The following is a 17,881-nucleotide window of genomic DNA, read 5'->3' on the forward strand; positions in this document are numbered from 1 at the left end:
CAAACGCTCTCCTAAAGGCGCAGCGAAAATGGGCCCCTAAAACCCCTTGATCAAAACGGATACTTTAGGTTCTTGTTCTTATGCATGTCGTTACCGCAAAACCGCTGCACACTTTTGCGCGACATGCATTAGGCGACGCGTGGTTGCGCCGGCCTGGGCTTGAGCGCGGTGGCGAGCACGATGCCGGCGACGATGAAGGCAGCGCCGACCAGATCGTAATCGTGCAAGCCCTCGCCGAGCAGCAGATAGGCGAGTATGGCGACGAACACCGTCTGCAGATAGAGCAGCATGCTCGCGCGGCTTGCGCCAAGCGTTTCCACGCTTTTGTTGTAGAGATAGTACATCAAGGCGCCGCCGGGGCCGGCCAGATAGGCGAGCGCCAGCACGCTGTCGACGTCCATGGTGGAGCGTTCGTCGATGAACAATTCCCAGAGATGGAAAGGCAGAGCGACCAGCGCGCCGGCGCCGAGCAGCAGCACGACCATCGGCAACAGTTCGATGCCGAATTTGGCACGGCGCAACAGAACGGTGTAGAGGCCCCAGCAGAAAGCGCTGCCGACGATCCACAATTCGCCGATGTTGAACTTGAGTTGCAGCAGCGCCGTCAGGTTGCCGCGCGCGACGATGAAAACCATCCCGGCCAGCGCAACAACCGCGCCAAGCGACTTCCACAGCCCGAGCGGCTCGCCAAGCACGAAACGGGCGAGCACCATCGTCATCACGGGCGACAGCGCCATGATGATGCCGGCCGTGGTGGCGTCGGTGTCGTTGAGGCCATGGTAGATCATGCCCTGGCACAGCGTTAGGCCGATTGCGCCGACGGCGACGACCTCCACGGCGCGCGTTCGCAAAAGCCCGATCATCGCCTCGTGATGACGGTGCACGATCGGCAGCAGGATGGCGCAAGCCAGCGCCAGCCGCCAGAAGCAGAGCCCCCAGGGCGGCATCTCGGGCGCCACCCATTTGGCCGCGATATAGACCCCGGCCGAAAGCAGCCAGCACAGCACGGCGGCCGGATAGCCGGTCATCGAGGATATGGGACTGACGGTTGGTTGCGCTGCTGGATGCGCTATCGGCACTGCCTGCATGTCACGCCCTCCCCCTTCGATGACGTCAGCCCGAGGGGGTAATATAGCCTGTGGCGATGGGGCGTGCATCCGTTTTGAGATGGTGGAGGTCGGAAGGGGACCGTGGCCGCTGCCGTGTGTGTCTTTCGGTGGAGTGCGAAGGTTCGTTTCCTTCAGGGGATGCGATGGCCGGAAAGGGGCCGACTGGAGACCGTCCGCTTCTGGATAGCGATTGCAAGAAAGTGGACTTACGTGTGATTTGGGGACACGCGGCGGCTACGGTTCAATCGTCCAGCCGGCTGGGAAAGACGCAGATAGGCACTATTCCCCACGCTATGGCCATCTCAGGCGCCCCCATAACTTCCCGGCAGGATATTCGGAAATTCAGGCGGCCTTTTCCACCTCGGCAGTGCCGCGGCGTAACATGAGTTTCTCGACTTCGATCATATGTTCGGTTCCCCAGGCGCAGAGCGGTTTTAAGGCTTCGGCGAGAGTCTGACCGAACGCAGTAAGGGAATATTCGACTTTCGGCGGAATCTCCTTGAAGTCGAGCCGATCGACGATTCCATCAGCCTCAAGTTCCTTGAGTTGCTGGATGAGCATCTTGTCACTGACATTGCCGATGGCGCGCCTCAGGTCACCATAACGTCGGGCTTCGTGGGCAAGGTGGAACAGGATCAAGGGCTTCCACTTGCCACCAATGGCAGCCAACGCCGCGTCCAGGCCGCAGATGAAGCCAGTTGTCGCCATTTCGTAGCTCCAATTAGTGCTCGTCAGAAGATACTTACTAAAAGGTGCATACTGGAAGAAAGGAAAGCAAGCCTCTAAGTCGAAGCGGTCATCATTTTCCAGGAGATAGAGATGGGCAGGCTTGAAGGTAAGATCGCCGTCATAACCGGTGGCAACAGTGGCATCGGTCTGGCCACCGCCAAACGGTTTGTGGCGGAAGGCGCCGAGGTTTTTGTTACCGGTCGTCGTCAGGAGGAACTGGACAGGGCGGTGCAGGAGATCGGTTCCGGAGTGATAGCGGTGCAGGGCGACGTTGCGCGCCTGGATGATCTTGATCGGCTGTTCGACGGGGTGCGTTCTAAGAGCGGACGAATAGACGTTCTCTTCGCCAATGCCGGGCTCGGAACGCTGGCTGCGCTTGGCGCTATCGACGAAGCATCGTTCGATTTAACGTTCGATGTCAACGTCAAAGGAACGCTGTTCACGGTGCAAAAGGCGCTGCCGCTTATGCGGGCCGGCGGATCCATCATCCTCACCGGCTCGACCACCGGCTCGACGGGAACACCTGCATTCAGCGTCTACAGCGCAAGCAAGGCTGCAATCCGCAATTTTGCCCGAAGCTGGGCGCTAGACCTAAGGGGGGCAGGTATCCGCGTGAACGTACTCTCTCCCGGCGCCACTGAGACGCCTGGCCTCAAGGGCCTGGCAAAGGCCGAAGAGAGGACGCGTTGATGGAGGGTTTTGCCACGCAAATACCGCTCGGTCGTGTCGGGCGCCCCGAGGAGACGGCGGCTGTGGCGCTCTTCCTTGCCTCGGACGAGAGTAGCTTCATGACCGGTAGCGAGGTCTTCGTTGACGGCGGAGCCGCACAAGTTTGACGGCCGATCGAACCTCGGCCTCGAGCTTTCTTGCTCGGGGCCATTCTCCGTTCCGCTACAATGCGTTGACGGACCGGCGGGATTCGAATGCGTACACCGAACAAGGGCTGGCACTTGGATGCCCCATAAGCAACGTCAGCTTTTGAAAGTTGGACAATGCAGCTTTGATGTCCGACGTTAGGCGCAAAGCTGCCGTCAACATCTCGGCAGACGTAGGTCGACTTTGCGTCCCCCTACCTCTCCTCCACAATCCGCAAATACGCCGCCGTGACAAACAGCACGATCAGGCCGAACAGTATCCGCCTTGCTCCTTCCGGCATCTGCAAAATGGTCAGCAGCGTCGTCAGCACGGTCAGGATCAAGGCGCCGATGATGGTGCCGGTGTAGCCGCCGCGGCCGCCGAAGATCGAGGTGCCGCCGATCACGGCCGCCGCTACCGAAGGCAGCACCAGCGGTTCGGCGAGCGACAGCGACGGCGCCTTGATCAGGCCGATATAGAGCAGGCCGGTGATCCCGGCGAGCACGCTGGAGATGACGTAGAGGGCGGTGATCACCTGCCAGTACTGCACGCCCGACAGGCGCGTCGCGCGCTCATTGTCGCCGACGGCGTAGAGCAGGCGGCCGAAACCGGTGCGGCTCAAGGTGAAGACGATGAGGGCGGCCAGCGGCACGAACAGGAGCAGCGCGTTGGGAAAGCCATAGGTTACGCCGGTGCCGAGCCAGGCGAGGAAGTCGGGGATTTTCGCGCCCGAGGCAATCACCGTGCGCTGGTAGACCTGCAGGCAGCCGGTGCCGATCAGGCTGGTGCCCAGCGTCATGATCAGCGGATGGACGCGAAAGACGCCGACGCCGATGCCGTTGACCAGGCCGATCAGCACCGCCGGCATCATCGCCAGCAGGAAGGCCACCGCCGGGTCCTGGTTGACGACTTGCGTGGCCATGATGAAGGCGCTCATCGTCGCCACCGTGCCGACCGAGAGATCGATGCCGCCGGTCAGCATGGTCATGGTCTGGCAGCCGGCGAGGATCGCCAGCGGTATGGCGAATTTGATGGTGTTGGCGATCCAGCGCTCGTTGACGATGCCGGGGCGCAGGATCTGCAGGATCACCACCAGGATGATCAGCAGGATGATCAGCGGGATCAGCGGCCGGTCGGCCATGAAGCGCTTTACGCGGCGGCCGAAGGGGACGGGGGTGATGGCGGTGGTGCTCATGGGGCGGCTCGCGATTGGGGTGGCGCGATGCGTCTTTCCCTTCTCCCCTTGTGGGAGAAGGTGGATCGGCGCGCAGCGCCGAGACGGATGAGGGGTGCTGGACGGAACGAGGCGTCGGTGTTTTCTGGAACACCCCTCATCCGACCTCGCTTCGCGAGGCCACCTTCCCCCACAAGGGGGGAAGGAAGAAGGGCATGCCGATGCACTCCCATCATTGCCGCCCCCGCATCGTAATAAACGCGCCGAACATCACCACGGCGACCATGATGGCGCCCTCGATGATGGCGGTGACGTTGGGGTCGATGGCGAGCAACGTCAGGTCCGTGCGCACCAGCCGCAGCACGAAGACGGCGACGATGGGCCCGAGCAGGCCGCCCTTGCCGCCGCCGAGCGCTACACCGCCCAGGACCACGGCCGCGACGCTGGCGAGTAGATAGGGGCCGGGGATGGGCGCGCCGATGCCGGTGCTCATGGTCAGCGCCAGCCCGCCAAAAGCAGCGAACAGGCCGGACAGCGCATAGGCGATGATGCGGGTGCGCGCCACCGGCACGCCGCTGCGGAACGCCGCCAGTTCGCTCGAGCCGATGGCGTAGATGGAGAGGCCGAGCTTTGAGCGCCGCAGCGGTATCCAGATGATGCACAGGCAAATGATCAGCACCAGCAGCGCCTTCGGCAGCCAGGCATCGATGGCGTCGGGCAGGCCAGGTATCGGCACGGTGCCTGATATCAGGCCCTTCAGCCATTCGGCGACCGCGCCGCCGGGCGCATCGAGCACCAGCAAGGCCGCACCCTGCAGGACGAAGAGAGTGGCCAGCGTCACGACGATGTCGGGCACGCGGGTGACGACGATGAGGATGCCGTTGACGGCGCCGAGGACAAAACCCATGGCCAGCACGAAGGGCACGACGAACAGTGCGTATTCCTCGCTGGCGCCGTTCATCATCGAGGCGGCGGTGACGCTGGTCAGCGCCATCATGGCGGCGACCGACAGGTCGATGCCGCCGGCGATGACGACCACGGTCTGGGCGGCCACGGCGAAGGCGTAGGGCAAGACGGCGCGCGCGAGCGAGCCGAAATCACTGCTGCCATAGCCAGGCTGGATCAGCTTGGTGATGATGAACAGGATGATGAGGAGCGCGAACAGGCCGGCGACCCAGCCCTGGCGGCGCAAGAGATGGTTCATGGCGTCGCCCCCGGTATGGTCGAATCCGAAGAGCTTGATGTCGGGTCGGCAAGGATGCCGACATCCGCCTTGGCGCCGCGCGGCAGGCCGTAGGCGGCGCGCATCAGCGCCGGCTCGTCGGCCTCCTCGACCGGGAAGATGTCGACAACGCGGCCGCCGAAGATGACGATGACGCGGTCGCAGACGCGCTGCACTTCCTCCAGCTCGGAGGTGTAGAACAGCACCGACTTGCCGTTGCCGGCGAGCTCGCGCAGCAATTTGTAGATCTCCTGCTTGGTGCCGACATCGATGCCGCGCGTCGGGTCGAAGCACAGGATGGTGCGGGCATCCGCCGCGATCCAGCGGGCGATGGTCACCTTCTGCTGGTTGCCGCCGGACAGGCGCTGCACCTCGCCTTGCGCACGGGTGTCGATCTGCAGCCGCTCGATGGCGCTGACCACCTTGGCGCGCTCCTGGCGCATGTTAATAGGCCCCCAGTTGCGCAAGGCGGCGCTGAAAGGCAGCGCGATGTTCTCGCGCACCGAGCGCTGCATGGCGAGCGCCTCGGCGCGGTCGCCCGGCACATAGGCGAGACCGGCGCGGATGGCGTCGATCGGGTGAGAGAATTTCACCGGCTGGCCGTCGACCTCGATGGTGCCGCCCGATGGCCGGATCGAGCCGGCAAGGGCTGAAAACAGCTCGTCCTGGCCCTGGCCTTCGAGCGCCACGACGCCGGCGACTTCACCGTCAGCGAGATCGAACGAGACATCGTTGAGCTTGGCGCCGACGCGCAGATTGCGCACGCCGAGGCGCGGGCGGGCAGGGGCAGGCGCTGCCTTCTGGCTGGCGGTGCGGGCGGCGACATGGGTCTTGACGATGCGGGCGCCCAGCATCAGCTCGACGATCTTTTCCTCCACACCCGGCACGATGTCGACGACGCCGACGGTCTCGCCGTCGCGCAGCACCGTGGCGCGGTCGCACAGCGCCGAGATTTCGACGAAGCGGTGGGAGATGAAGATCACGGCCCGGCCGCTGTCGCCCTGGCGGCGCACGACCTCCAGCACCTTTTCGGCAAGGTTGGCGGGAAGGGCTGCCGTCATCTCGTCAAGCAGCAGCACGTCGGGCTCGACGGCCAGCGCGCGCGCCAGGTCGAGCACGCGCAGCACGGCCAGCGGGATGTCGCGCGCGGTGTCGCGGATGTCGAGGTCGGGAATGCCGAGCTCGCGCACCCAGGCGCGGAACGGCTCGACCGGCGTGCCGGTCAGGCGCAGATTGGAGAGCACGTCGAGATCGGGGATCAGCGACGGCTCCTGGTATACGGGCAGCAGGCCAGCGCGGCGCGCGGCGGCAGGCGAACGCACGTCGCGGGCCTCGCCGCGGATCAGGATGCGCCCGGCATCGGCGCGGATGGCGCCGGTGAGGATCTTGACCAGCGTCGACTTGCCGGCGCCATTGGCGCCCATCAGCGCGTGAACCTCGCCCGGCAGGACGGAGAGCGACGCGTTGCGCAGCGCTGCGACCGCGCCGTAATTCTTGGCGACGCCAGAGGCGTCGAGGAGGGGGTTGGTGGTCAAATCTTGCGGTTCTCGTTTCATGCAGTCGAACAATTAGGAATGTCGGCGCTGCCCCTCACTGTCCTGCCGGACATCTCTCCCCGTAAACGGGGAGAGAGAGCTGGCCGCAACGCCGGTGACAAGCCCCCTCTCCCCGTCTCTATACGGGGAGAGGATGCCGGAAGGCAGGTGAGGGGCAGCGCCGACGGACGGTCCGAAGCCCAGCCTTACTCGCCCGGGCCCTTGCAGGCCACGATCTGCTCCTTGGTATACGTCGTCCAGTCCGGGATAGAGATGGAGACCGGCCATTCCGGGCTGAGCGACGGATCGGCCGCGGCCTTCAGCTTGGCCTTGCCTTCGTCGGTGGCGTTCTCCCAGAGCTGCGGCTCGACCAGCACGGTCTGCTGCGCCGGCTTCTTGCCGTCGAGGATCTGCAGCGCCAGCGTCACGCCGGCGCCACCGATCGAGCCGGGGTTGGTGACCGCGGCGCCGACGAGATCCTTGACCGAGGTCAGCTGGCCGACGAAGCCGGCATTGTCGGCGCCGACCACCGGCACCAGCGGCGCCTGCGATTCGACCAGCGCGTCGACGATGACGTTGTCGATGCCGGACGTCCACACGCCGTTGAACGGCGTGCCGGTGGCGAGGAAGGACAGCATCTGCTGCTTGGCCTGGTCCTGCTGCCAGCCGGTGAAGACTTCCTGGGCGACCTTCACGTCGGGGAATTCGGCCAACGCCTTCTTGAAGCCCTTGTCGCGGTCGGAGTCGGCGGAAGCGCCGGCGGCGCCGCGCATGTAGAACACCTCGCCCTTGCCGCCCATCTGCTGGAACAGCCATTTGGCGCCGAGATAGGCATATTGCTCCTGGTTGTTGGAGATGATGTAAGCCGACGGTTCGGTGACCGCCTGGTCGACGGCGACGACGACGATGCCGGCCTTGGTGGCTTCTTCCAGGCCAGCCTTGATGCCGGCCGGATCGGCCGGGTTGACGACGATGGCGTCGACCTTGGCGCTGATCAGGTTGCGGATATCCTCGAGCTGGCCCGCCGCGTCGGTGTTGCGGTGCGCGATGTTCAACTTGGCGACCTCGCCGGAGGCCAGTGCCTGCGCCTTCATGGCGCAGACCATCTCCTCGCGCCAGCCATTGCCCTGCACTGTGTTGGAGATGCCGATCGTGTATTTGCCCTCGGCGGACGAGGCGCCCACCGATGCCAGGAAGGCCGCGCCGGCAAGTAGCGGAATAGTGGGCAGCGGGACCATTGTCAGGTATTTCTTCATTTCAGACTTCCTCCACTTTGTTTTCAGTTTCAGGGCCTGATCCTGTCGAGCTGCGACAGGATCAAAGCCAAGCTCTTTGCGCCGTCATTTGACGAAGGGGCGCAGCACGTCGCGGGCGAGCAGGAAACCCCGCTTGACCTTGTCGTCGCTGCCTTCAAACCGCCGGTCCTCGTGCTCGATGATGATGGGTCCGTCATAACCGGCCCGGTAGAGGCCGGAGAAGATGACATTCCAGTCGACATCGCCGAGCCCCGGCATGCGCGGCACCTGCCAGCCTATGCCAGCCGAAAGAATTCCGCGCTCATACAACCCATCATGATCAATCATCAGGTCCTTGGCGTGGGCATGCAGCATGTAGGGTCCGAACTCCCTGATGAAGCGGGCCTGGTCGATCATCTGCCAGACCAGATGCGACGGGTCGAAGTTCATGCCGACATCGCCGCCCCAAGCTTCGAGAATGCGGCGCCAGATCTGTGGCGAATAGGCGATGTTGTGGCCGCCCGGCCATTCGTCATAGCTGAAGATCATCGGGCAGTTCTCGAAGGCGAGCTTGACGCCATGGTCGCGCGCATGGGCAACGATGGCGGGCCAGACCTTGAGCGCTTCCTCCCAATTGACGTCGACGGTTTTGGAAGCATCGCCGCCGCAGAAGGTGTTGACGACAGGCACGCCCATATTGGCGGCCAGCACGATCACCTTCTTCAGATGGCCGATGACCGCCTCGCGATGCGCGGCATCCGGGTGCAGCGGATTGGGATAATAGCCGAGGCCGGAGACGGTGAGGTTCTTTTCCGCCAACGAGGCGACGATTTCCCTGGCCTGCTCCGGGGACGTCGAAGCCGCGTCGATATGGCTGGTGCCGGCATAGCGCCGGCTGGCGCCGGACGATTTCGGCCAGCAGGCGATCTCCAGCGCCTCGAAGCCGACCGAGCTCGACCAGTCGGCGACCTCGCCAAGTGGCGTCTCCGCGAATGGTGCGGTGAGCAGTCCAAGCTTCATTTTGCCTCCCCTGGCCGCGAATTCACGACCTATCCTACTATGCCGATTGTACCGGCCGCTTCAACCTGTGGCTGTCGCCTTGTTCCAGATTGCGCTTGACGGCTGCCATCGGGCCGTCCGAAAGCAGTCCGTCAAGCGCTGATGTGACGCCCCTGCGGAACGCATCGTTCGCGGCAAGGCGCGGGTCGAAAATGGTGTCGATGGCAAGGATGCCGGCCGCCAGCGCTTGCGGGTCACGGCCGGTTGCGTCGGCTATATCAGCGATCTTACCGGCATAGGGGTCCGACACCGGCCAGCGCTTGCCGAACCGTGCCGAAGCCTGGATCAGATAGGCCATCCAGCCGGCGACCGGCACCGATAGCAGCGCGATGCTGTCGCCCTTCGCCAGGCGGTCGCGGATCGGGTTGAGCAGGCGCTGCACGATCTTCTGCGACCCGTCGGTGGCGATCTGGTGATTGCGGTGGCGGATTGCGGTGTTGCGCAGGCGCCCGAGGCTCTGCTCGACATAGGCCAGCGGCTCCACGCCCGGCACCGGCATCAGGGTCGGCAGCGTCTCCTCGACCAGCATGCGGCGAACGAAATCGGCGAGCAGCGGGTCGGCGATCGCGTCAAAGGTGTGTTCAAGGCCGGCCAGCACGCCGAGCGTGGCCAGCGTGGTCTGGGCGCCGTTCAGCACCCGCATCTTGAGGTGCTCGAAGGGCGTGACGTCGCCGACGAAGCTTGCGCCGACCAGATCCCAGCGCGGCACGCGGCCGGCGAACTTCTGCTCGATCACCCATTGCCGGAACGGCTCGCCGACGACGACGGCGGCGTCGTGATAGCCGAAACGCTGCGCCACCAGTTCGATGTCGGCCGGCGTGGTCGCCGGCGCAATGCGGTCGACCATGGCCGAGGGAAAGGCGACATTGGCCGATATCCAGTCGCCCAGGCCGTTGTCGCGCCGGCTGGCAAGGGCCTGCACGACATTTTCCAGGATGACGCCGTTGGTCGGGATGTTGTCGCAGGAGAGCAGCGTCACCGGACGCCCGTGCGAGGCCATGCGCAGCTCCAGCGCCCGCGCCAGTATGCCGGGCACGCTGCGCGGCGTCCGGGGGTTGGCGAGATCGTGGACGATATCGGGATGGTCGAGGTCGAGCGCGCCGCTCGAGGGAATGTGGCAATAGCCTTTTTCGGTCACCGTCATGGTCACCAGTTCGATATCCGGCGAGGAAAGCACCTCGAGCGCCGGTGCAGTACTGTCCTGGCTGTCGACGACCCTGACGATGCTGCCGATGACGCGCGGCTCGACCTGATTGTCTTGCCGGATCAGGCGCGTGTAGAGGCCGCCTTGCTGGCCCAGCGTCTCGGCGAGATGAGGCGGGCGGATGTTGATGCCGATCACGCCCCAGGAATCCAAACGGTGGGACAAGAGATCGTCGGTGTATTCTGCCTGATGGCAGCGGTGGAAGGCGCCGACGCCGAGATGCGCCATGCCAGGCGCAAGCGCAGCCCGGTCGTAGGATGGTTTCTGGACGGCGAGAGGAAGCCGGCTAAGCAATTGCGGGCCGAGCGTTTCGAGCGGTGCGGCAGCGACCCTCACCGGTTCGCTCCCACGACCCATTGCTCCTGGTCGATCAGCGCGCCGGTCATCGGTCCGGAGGCGTCGGAAAGCAGGAAGACGGCAAGGTTCGCCACCTCTTGCGCCGCCAGCAGGCGGCCAAAGGGCTGCGAGGCGTTGGCGGCGTCGAGCCAGCCGGGGCCGAGCCCAAGCGTCTCGCCCTGCATTTTGCGTTCGGCCGGCGTGTCGGTCCAGCCGACATTGATGCCGTTGACGCGGATGCGGTCGAAGCGGTGCGCGTTGGCGGCATTCCTGGTCAGCGTGGCGAGCGCGCCCTTGGTGGCGGAATAGACGGCCAGTTCCGGCGACCCGCAATGCGCGTTGATCGACAGGATGTTGACGATGGCGCCGCCTTGCCCGCGCTTGACCATATCGGCGATGGCCGCCTGCATCAGGAAGAAAGGGGCGCGGGCATTGACGGCGAAAAGGGAAGCCCAATCGTCGAGATCGGCATCGAGGAACGAAGCGCGGTCGGTGAGGCCGGCGGCGTTGACCAGCCCGTCGATGCGCCCGAAGCGGGCAATGCAGGCTTCCGCCAGCCGCATCGGGGCAGCAGGGTCGGCAAGCTCGGCGGCGGCAAAGGCGGTCGGCGTGCCGATGGCGGAAAGCTGAGCCGCGGCCTCCGCGCCGCGCTGTTCGTCGCGGCCGGTGATCAGCAGGCCGCCAGCGCCGCAACGCGCAAGCTCATCGGCGATCGCGCGGCCGATGCCTTGCGTGGCGCCGGTAACCAGCACCACCTTGTCGTTGAGCTGAAGCTCCATTCCTCCTCCCGGAACAAAGTTTCTATTTTTCTAGATATGGAACGATAGTTCCCGTTAGTCAATTATGCCAGTGACGATTTCAAGCGGCGCGCCGCGCGACCACGCCGTGCACGAGCGCCATGCCGACGGCGAGCGAGGCGGCCAGCGATCGGAAGCCGGCGAAATCCTGCTCGACCACTTCCAGCCAGGTGTCCGAGAGCTTTACCAAGGGAGAAAACGTGCTGTCGGTGATGGTGACGATGCGCGCCTTGCGCTCATGGGCGACCGCGACCAGATCCGGCGTGATCGAATTGTAGGGGCTGAAGGAGACCGCCAGCACCGCGTCGCGCGTGCCGATGCAGCCGACCTGGTCAAGCGCGGTGGAGCCGACATTGTCGACCAGCACATTGCGCACGCCCTGCTGCGACAAAGTGAGCGAGAGATAGGTGGTGACGGGAAAGGCGCGCTTGGAGCCGATCACGTAGATAAGCTCGGCCATCGCCAGGTGATCGACCATGCGCTCGAAACTGGCGATGTCGAAGCCCTTGTCGATGCGGCCGAGCGAGGCCTGCGAGGCGTCGACCAGGCCGTTCAGGAAATGCAGATTGGCGTTGGGTTCGGTGGCGGCCTGTTCCTGCCCGTCGCGCGTCCGTCCTTCGGGCCAGGAGCCCTTGACGTGGTCCTTGAACAGGCCCTGGAAATCGGAAAAGCCGGCATAGCCGAAGATCTGGGCGAAGCGCACCAGCGTCGAGGGCTGCACGCCCGCCTGCTCGGCGACCTGGGCGATGGTGCCCAGAGCGACATCGCTCGGATGCTGCCAGAGGAAGATGGCGACCTGGCGCAGGCGCTTTGGAAAATGCACCGTGCCGGACGACAGCACGGCGCGCAGTTCCTCGTAGGTCTGCGGTTTGGTGTAGCCGAGCGCGGCCAGCGAGCGGCCGCGTTTGCCGGTTGCCGCCTCGTCGGTAATGGATCGTCCTGGTGACTTGCTTGCCCCACTCATAATTTCAGGCTAGCGCGATACAATCGTTTTACAATATGGAAACTGGAAATCCTGTTCGAAAATGGTATGCCTGCCAACGTCGTCATCCTAGAGCGAAGCAGGAGCGGAGCTCCGTCGCGGAGACTTCAGGATGACGAAGCGACAGGTGGAGGAGCTTGAAAATGGTCTACGCAACAGCCGACGGATCGATGCGCCAGCGCTTGCGGGTCGGCATGGTCGGCGGCGGCCGCAATGCCTTCATCGGCGCCGTTCACCGGCTCGCCATGCGGCTCGATGACCAGATCGCGCTGGTTGCCGGTGCGCTGTCTTCCGATCCTGAAAACGCGGCCGCGTCCGCTGAAGAGATCGGCATAGCTCAGGATCGAAGCTATGCCGACTATCATGCGATGGCGCGGGCTGAGGCGGCGCGGCCGGACGGCATCGAAGCCGTCGTCATCGTGACGCCCAACCATCTGCACGCGCCGATCGCCACCGCCTTTCTCGAAGCCGGGATCGACGTCATCTGCGACAAGCCGCTGTCGACGACGCTGGCGGAGGCGCGAGCACTGGTGGCGCTGGCGCGGGCGAAAAACCGCAAATTCGTCGTCACGCTCAACAACACCGGCTATGCCATGGTCCGCCAGGCGCGCGAGATGGTGGCGGCGGGCGAACTCGGCCGCATCGTTTCGGTGCACGCCGCCTATATCCAGGACTGGTTGACCCTGCCGATCGACGCGCAAGGCCAGAAGCAGGCGGAATGGCGCACCGACCCGGCGCGGGCCGGGCAATCGGCGGTGCTGGCCGACATCGGCGTGCATGCCTTCAACCTGGCGAGTTTTATCTCGGGCTGCGAGGCCGAGGCGGTTTCGGCCGATCTGTTCACCGCGGTGCCGGGGCGGCGGCTCGACGACAATGCGCATGTGCTGGTGCGCTGGACGGGTGGGGCGCGCGGCACCATCCTGGCCAGCCAGACATCGCCCGGCCACTACAATGATCTCTCCGTGCGCATCTATGGCGACAGAGCCGGGCTCGAATGGTCTGGCGCGCGGCCGGAGGAATTGCGTTTCTCCCGATATGGCGAGGAAACGCGCACGCTGGTGCGCGGCGGCCATGGCTCGACCGAGGCGAGCCGGCGGGTGTCGCGCATGCCGGCAGCCCACCCCGAGGGCTATATCGAGGCCTTTGCCAATTTCTACCGCGATGCCGCCGACATCATCCGCGCCCATCGCTCGGGCGGCGTGGTCGATCCGGCGCAGGCCGCCCAGGTGCCCGACGTCGTCGACGGCGCGCGCGGCGTAAAGTTCGTCGCGGCAGCCGTCGCCTCAAGTTCCGCCGGCGGGACCTGGACTCCTGCCTTGTTTTCCTGAGTGTGTGGCCCCAATTGCTTTAAGCGCTATCTTTCATCTGTTTGACCGATGCGCCGTGCCGTTTGGGAAGTGAAATATACAGCCAGTAAGTGCGGCCATGGGCAAGTCTCTTGGGCCCGATCTTTTTTGGATGAAAGACTGACAAACCTTGTCGCATGTAGGATCACCTATCATCACAGCAAGAATTGCTTTTCTGGCCATCTTGGCTGTCGTCCTCCTGCTGACCCTTTCACCAGGGTGGCTTTTGCAGATGCTTGGCATCGCCATCAGCCTTGGTCATGACAAACTCAATCACGTCGCTGCGTTTGCCGTGTTGGCGACCATCGGATTTTTTGCCTGGCCGGACCACAGGGCAAAGCTGACTGTGCTCCTCGTGCTGACCGCCGCCGCGATCGAGGTTCTTCAAGGCTTGCAACCGATTGGACGCTACCGGGATGGCTGGGACTGGGCTGCCGGCTGCGTCGGCATGGCGTGTGGGTTGCAAATCGCGAACTGGACCAGGAATTTCACCGGCGCCCTGAGATACGACAAGCGAACATCCCTGTAGCTTCAGGCGCGGCACAACAATTTTCTCGTGAAGCTGTGCGGGTTGACTCGACTGTCCCGTTGCCTACGTAACCGGGTGGGCGATGGGGCAGAACGCAAATCCGATATCGGCAATGACACTTCTGCGCTTTCGAAAGCTTGCCCTTCTTCTGCCGGCGGGCATGTCAATCCTGTCTTCCTGTGTTATCCCCGACGATACGTCGGGCATCGCGAAGGTGGACGCCACCACGGCGGCGGCCCGCAAGGAGATGGTCGGCCTCAGCGAGGCCGACGTGCGCATGTGCGCGGGCTTTCCGACCGCTACCGCCGGCGCCGGCCAGTCGAGCCAGATCTGGACCTATCAGCGCGTGGTGCAGCGTGGCAATCTCAGTATCGTGGTGCCGACCTTGGCCGTGGGTGCGATCCCTGCGGTCGGAGGGTCCGTCAATGTCGCTCCCGGCGGCTATTGCAATACGCAGATTCGCATGGTCGACGGCCGCGTCGCCGAGGTCGCCTATGCCGGCGACAACAATTTGCCGAACAGCGTCGATGCGCTCTGCGTCAGTACGGTGGATGCCTGCGTGGCCTATGCGCGCCAGCGCAATCACAGGGCGACAGCCGTCTCCAGGTGAGCGGAGTGAAGTCAATTTAACTCAAAGCCGCGAAGACTGATGGTTCTGGGAAGATCCGCTGGTGGAGCTGAGGAGGATCGAACTCCTGACCTCGTCATTGCGAACGACGCGCTCTCCCAGCTGAGCTACAGCCCCGTCCAGCGGATGGCGCATTTATCGGGCGCGGCGGTTTGCTGTCAAGGCTGGGTTTTGCGCAAACGGCCTCGTTTCAGCCGTCGATGCGGCATGCGGCGGAAGCCGGCTCTTGCCGGTTTGGCGCGCAATGGCTACATGTCGGCAACAATTGGAGACCGGCATGATCGCCCTTATTCAAACCATCGTCATGGCGCTTGACCTTTATTGGTGGATTATCATCGCCTCGGCGATTTTTTCCTGGCTCTACGCCTTCAACGTCGTCAACTCGCGCAACCAGTTCGTCGGTAGCGTCGGCAACATGCTCTTCAGGCTGACCGAGCCGGCGTTGCGACCGATCCGCCGTTTCATGCCCGACCTCGGCGGCATCGACATCTCGCCGATCATCCTGCTGCTGATCCTGTTCTTCATCCGGCAGTTCCTGCTCACCACGGTGTTGTCGCTAGTCGTCTGAGCCGTTCGATGAGCGCGCCGTTTCGCACGCGTAACGACGGCGTCGACCTGTTCGTCCGGCTGACGCCAAAAGCGGCGATGGACAGGCTGGAAGGCATCGAGATTTCGGCGGACGGGCGAAGCCACCTCAAGGCCCGCGTCCGCGCCGTGCCGGAAAACGGCGCCGCCAATCAAGCGCTCGAGAGACTGGTCGCCAAGGCGCTGGGCGTGCCGGCCTCGGCCGTCTCGATCATCGCCGGTGGCACTGCACGGCTGAAGACACTGCGCATTTCCGGTGATGCGGCGGCGCTGGCGAGAAGCATTGAGCTGTTCGGCAGCGTCTGAGACGCCTCATTCCTTGCGCACCCCTCTGTCCTGCCCGTCCTCCGCAGCAACTGCGGAGGGTGGACCGGACATCTCCCCCTCAAGTGGGGAGATTGGCAGCTGCGCTGCTCAGACCAGCCCGCGCTTGACCATCATCGCTTCGGGTGACGGCATCTTGCCGCGGAAGGCGGTGTAGAGCTCCTCCGGATCCTTCGAGCCGCCAGCGGCGTAGATGTTCTTGCGCAGCCGCTCGGCCAGCGCCGGGTTGAACGGGTCGCCCGTCTCCTCGAAGGCGGCGAAGGCGTCGGCGTCGAGCACCTCCGACCACATGTAGGAATAGTAGCCTGCCGAATAGCCGTCACCGGAAAAGACATGGCCGAAATGCGGGGTGCGATGGCGCATGGCGATGGTGTCGGGCATGTCGAGTTTTTCAAGCGTTTCGGCTTCGAAACGAAGCGGCTGTTCCGGGGAATCCGGTCGCGCGTGATAGGCCATGTCGACCAGCGCCGAGGCGGTGAACTCGACCGTGGCAAAGCCTGCGCCGAAGGTGCGTGTTGCCAGCATCTTGTCGAGCAGGGCCTTCGGCATCGGCTTGCCGGTGTCGACATGCAGCGCGTGCTTTTCCAGCACCGCCGGCACCGTCAGCCAATGCTCGTAGAGCTGCGAGGGCAGTTCGACGAAGTCGCGGCTGACCGAGGTGCCCGACACCGACGGCCAGGTGACGTCGGTCAGCATGCCGTGCAGCGCGTGGCCGAACTCGTGGAACAGCGTCTTTGCCTCGTCGACCGACAGCAGCGCGGCCTCGCTGGCCGGCGGCTTGGCGAAGTTCATGATATTGTAGATGACAGGCTTCGAGCCATCGCCGAGCTTATAGCCGGACTTCAGCGCGCTCATCCAGGCGCCGGAGCGCTTTGATGGCCGAGCGAAATAGTCGGCAAGAAACAGGCCGCGTTCGCTGCCGTCGGCATTTTTCACCACGAAGACGCGCGCGTCCGGATGCCAGGCGGCGATGCCCTTCTTCTCCTCGAAGGTGATGCCGAACAGCCGTGTCGCCACGTCGAAGCAGGCCTCGATGATGCGGTCGAGCTGCAAATATGGCTTCAGTTCGGCCTCGTCGAAGGCGAATTTCTCGGCGCGCAATTTTTCCTGATAGAAGCGCCAGTCCCAAGCGGCGAATTTTTCGTTGCTGCCGGCCGCGGTCGCCAGACGCTGCAATTGCGTCTGATCGGAAGCTGCCTTTTCCAAGGCCTTTTCCCACACCGGATCGAGCAGCGTATGCACGGCCTTCGGTGTCTTGGCCATGGTGTCGTCAAGCTTCAAGGCGGCGAAGGAGGCGTAGCCGAGCAACTTCGCCTTTTCGGCGCGCAGCCGCAGCATGTCGCGCACAACTTCGGTGTTGTCGGTGGCGCCGCCGTTCTGGCCGCGCATGGTGAAGGCGCGATAGGCGGTTTCGCGCAGGTCGCGGCGCTCGGAGAAGGTCGTGAACGGCTCGTAGATCGAGCGCGAGAGCGTGACGGCATAGCGGCCTTTCTGGCCGCGCATCTCGGCCGCCTCGGCCATCGCGCTTTTCAGGAAATCCGGCAGGCCGGCAAGGTCGGCCTCGTCGAGGAACAACGCCCAGTCGCGCTCGTCGGCCAGCACGTTCTGGCCGAAAGTGGTGCCGAGCGACGACAATTCCTCATTGATCGCCGCCAGCCGCTTCTTGCCGTCGGCGTCGAGTTTTGCGCCGGAGCGGACAAAGCTCTTCCAGGTCTTTTCCAGCACACGCAGCGTCTCGGCGTCGAGCTTCAGGCTTTCGCGGCGCTGGTAGAGGTCGTCGATGCGGGCAAACAGCCGCTCGTTCATCGAGATCGCCGAGAAATGCCTGGACATTTTTGGCGAAATCTCGCGCTCCAGCGCCTGGATCGCCTCGTTGGTGTGGGCGCCAGCCCGGCACCAGAAGATCGACGAGACATGGTCGAGCGCCTCGCCGGCGAGTTCAAGCGCCGCCAGCGTGTTCTCTATCGTCGGTGTCCCGGCATTGCCCGATATCGCCTCGATCTCGGCCTCGTGCGCCTTCAGCGCCGCGTCGAAGACCGGCGAAAAATCGCCGTCGCCGATGCGGGCGAAATCAGGCAGGCCGAGCGGCCCTTGCCATGCGGTCAGCGGATGAGCGGCGAGGTCGACGGCTTTTGGCGACGGCATGGGCAATCTTTCGCTGATTGGCGGGGAGGCAAAGTCGTCACCGATGTAGGGCGCGGGCTCGCGGCGCGCAACAGCGCAGCGGGCCAA

16 protein-coding genes, 1 tRNA gene and 1 pseudogene are annotated in these 17,881 nt (G+C 64.3%); 6 read left to right on the forward strand and 12 right to left on the reverse strand.

Going from position 1 to position 17,881, the window contains the following annotated elements; all coding sequences use genetic code 11:
* Positions 1-128 precede the first annotated feature (128 nt).
* On the reverse strand, positions 129-1,088 hold the full coding sequence (locus AC0L2H_RS30440; RefSeq protein ID WP_473593469.1) for a DMT family transporter: 960 nt from the start codon (positions 1,086-1,088) through the stop codon (positions 129-131).
* A 363-nt stretch (positions 1,089-1,451) separates the two neighbouring features.
* Positions 1,452-1,817, reverse strand: coding sequence for a winged helix-turn-helix transcriptional regulator (locus AC0L2H_RS30445; RefSeq protein WP_473593470.1), 366 nt, complete (start codon positions 1,815-1,817; stop codon positions 1,452-1,454).
* A gap of 111 nt (positions 1,818-1,928) precedes the next feature.
* On the opposite strand from AC0L2H_RS30445, the pseudogene AC0L2H_RS30450 reads away from it, so the two are divergent.
* A pseudogene (locus AC0L2H_RS30450) lies at positions 1,929-2,674 on the forward strand (SDR family NAD(P)-dependent oxidoreductase).
* Positions 2,675-2,907: 233 nt separating this feature from the next.
* Here the strand turns inward: AC0L2H_RS30450 and AC0L2H_RS30455 are convergent.
* The 8 genes from AC0L2H_RS30455 to AC0L2H_RS30490 form a co-directional block, all read right to left on the reverse strand.
* Entirely contained in the window at positions 2,908-3,888 is a 981-nt protein-coding gene (locus AC0L2H_RS30455) for an ABC transporter permease (protein ID WP_473593471.1), read from the reverse strand.
* 211 nt (positions 3,889-4,099) lie between these two features.
* Entirely contained in the window at positions 4,100-5,071 is a 972-nt protein-coding gene (locus AC0L2H_RS30460; RefSeq protein WP_473593472.1) for an ABC transporter permease, read from the reverse strand.
* Entirely contained in the window at positions 5,068-6,624 is a 1,557-nt protein-coding gene (locus AC0L2H_RS30465; RefSeq protein ID WP_473593473.1) for a sugar ABC transporter ATP-binding protein, read from the reverse strand. The genes AC0L2H_RS30460 and AC0L2H_RS30465 overlap by 4 nt, the downstream gene beginning before the upstream one ends.
* Before the next feature lie 206 nt (positions 6,625-6,830).
* The gene (locus AC0L2H_RS30470; protein WP_473593474.1) at positions 6,831-7,880 is read right to left on the reverse strand and encodes an ABC transporter substrate-binding protein; all 1,050 of its coding nucleotides are present in this window, start codon (positions 7,878-7,880) and stop codon (positions 6,831-6,833) included.
* Between the two features lie 84 nt (positions 7,881-7,964).
* A complete protein-coding gene (locus AC0L2H_RS30475) occupies positions 7,965-8,879 on the reverse strand; it encodes a sugar phosphate isomerase/epimerase family protein (RefSeq protein WP_473593475.1) in 915 nt (304 codons plus the stop codon).
* Between the two features lie 37 nt (positions 8,880-8,916).
* A complete protein-coding gene (locus tag AC0L2H_RS30480; RefSeq protein ID WP_473593476.1) occupies positions 8,917-10,458 on the reverse strand; it encodes a mannitol dehydrogenase family protein in 1,542 nt (513 codons plus the stop codon).
* Positions 10,455-11,237, reverse strand: coding sequence for an SDR family oxidoreductase (locus AC0L2H_RS30485; RefSeq protein WP_473593477.1), 783 nt, complete (start codon positions 11,235-11,237; stop codon positions 10,455-10,457). Before AC0L2H_RS30485 ends, AC0L2H_RS30480 begins: the two co-directional genes overlap by 4 nt.
* A gap of 79 nt (positions 11,238-11,316) precedes the next feature.
* On the reverse strand, positions 11,317-12,219 hold the full coding sequence (locus AC0L2H_RS30490; RefSeq protein WP_473593478.1) for a MurR/RpiR family transcriptional regulator: 903 nt from the start codon (positions 12,217-12,219) through the stop codon (positions 11,317-11,319).
* 161 nt (positions 12,220-12,380) lie between these two features.
* Here AC0L2H_RS30490 and AC0L2H_RS30495 point away from each other — a divergent pair, with 161 nt between their 5' ends.
* The 3 genes from AC0L2H_RS30495 to AC0L2H_RS30505 all read left to right on the forward strand — a co-directional run bounded on the left by AC0L2H_RS30495 (position 12,381) and on the right by AC0L2H_RS30505 (position 14,722).
* On the forward strand, positions 12,381-13,565 hold the full coding sequence (locus AC0L2H_RS30495) for a Gfo/Idh/MocA family protein (RefSeq protein WP_473593479.1): 1,185 nt from the start codon (positions 12,381-12,383) through the stop codon (positions 13,563-13,565).
* 250 nt (positions 13,566-13,815) lie between these two features.
* Positions 13,816-14,112, forward strand: coding sequence for a VanZ family protein (locus tag AC0L2H_RS30500; protein WP_473593480.1), 297 nt, complete (start codon positions 13,816-13,818; stop codon positions 14,110-14,112).
* A 112-nt stretch (positions 14,113-14,224) separates the two neighbouring features.
* Positions 14,225-14,722 carry a hypothetical protein gene (locus AC0L2H_RS30505; RefSeq protein WP_473593481.1) on the forward strand — a complete coding sequence of 166 codons (498 nt, stop codon included), beginning with the start codon at positions 14,225-14,227 and terminating at the stop codon, positions 14,720-14,722.
* A gap of 59 nt (positions 14,723-14,781) precedes the next feature.
* Here AC0L2H_RS30505 and AC0L2H_RS30510 read toward each other — a convergent pair.
* Positions 14,782-14,857, reverse strand: a tRNA-Ala gene (locus tag AC0L2H_RS30510).
* A 160-nt stretch (positions 14,858-15,017) separates the two neighbouring features.
* On the opposite strand from AC0L2H_RS30510, the gene AC0L2H_RS30515 reads away from it, so the two are divergent.
* Positions 15,018-15,308: a YggT family protein gene (locus tag AC0L2H_RS30515; protein ID WP_107651412.1), complete on the forward strand. Its 291-nt coding sequence runs from the start codon at positions 15,018-15,020 to the stop codon at positions 15,306-15,308.
* 8 nt (positions 15,309-15,316) lie between these two features.
* Positions 15,317-15,631 carry a DUF167 family protein gene (locus AC0L2H_RS30520; protein ID WP_473593482.1) on the forward strand — a complete coding sequence of 105 codons (315 nt, stop codon included), beginning with the start codon at positions 15,317-15,319 and terminating at the stop codon, positions 15,629-15,631.
* 108 nt (positions 15,632-15,739) lie between these two features.
* Here AC0L2H_RS30520 and AC0L2H_RS30525 read toward each other — a convergent pair whose 3' ends face one another.
* Positions 15,740-17,794, reverse strand: a complete 2,055-nt coding sequence (locus AC0L2H_RS30525; RefSeq protein WP_473593483.1) for a M3 family metallopeptidase — start codon at positions 17,792-17,794, stop codon at positions 15,740-15,742.
* Positions 17,795-17,881: the final 87 nt, after the last annotated feature.

It is taken from the genome of Mesorhizobium sp. WSM4871 (genome assembly GCF_055811295.1).